This is a genomic window from Collinsella sp. LCP21S3_A9 (assembly GCF_052118785.1).
Lineage (GTDB): Bacteria > Actinomycetota > Coriobacteriia > Coriobacteriales > Coriobacteriaceae > Collinsella.
In genome coordinates, this window is sequence record NZ_JBQKGN010000066.1 from 1 (window position 1) to 540 (window position 540).

A 540-nucleotide genomic window follows, 5' to 3' on the forward strand; every position below is an offset into this window, starting at 1 on the left:
GACGCGCGTCGAGGTCGCCGCCCGGGAGGTCAGGATCACCAACCAGCGCATACGGTCGTCGGGGTTCCCCTACGTCAAGGGGCTGGCGGACTTCGACTGGGACTTCCAGCCGTCGGTCCCGCGCGCCGAGATCGAGGAGCTCGCGACCCTGAGGTTCGTCGAGCGGGCCGAGAACGTCCTGTTCGTGGGGAGCCCCGGCGTGGGCAAGACGCACCTCGCCGTCGCGCTGGGCATCGAGGCGGTCAGGGCGGGGCGCGAGGTCAGGTTCGTGGACTGCGCCCGGCTCGTCGAGGACCTGGAGGACGCCTCGTCGCGCGGCATCCTCAAGAAGAGGCTCAGGTACTACGCCCACTCGAGGCTGCTGATCATCGACGAGCTCGGCTACCTCGACGTCGGCAGCGCGGGCGCGGACCTGCTGTTCCAGCTGATATCGACGCGCTACGAGCAGCGCTCGACGATCATCACCACCAACGTGGGGATCAGCGGCTGGGGCAGGGTGTTCGGGGACGACGTGGCGGCGAGCGCGATCGCGGACAGGGT

General features: G+C 69.4%; 1 protein-coding gene. It reads left to right on the forward strand.

All coding sequences use genetic code 11. The annotated features are described in order from the left end of the window. On the forward strand, window positions 1-540 hold a 540-nt coding region (istB, locus tag ACTQ05_RS09570; RefSeq protein ID WP_441538980.1), incomplete at both ends, for an IS21-like element helper ATPase IstB.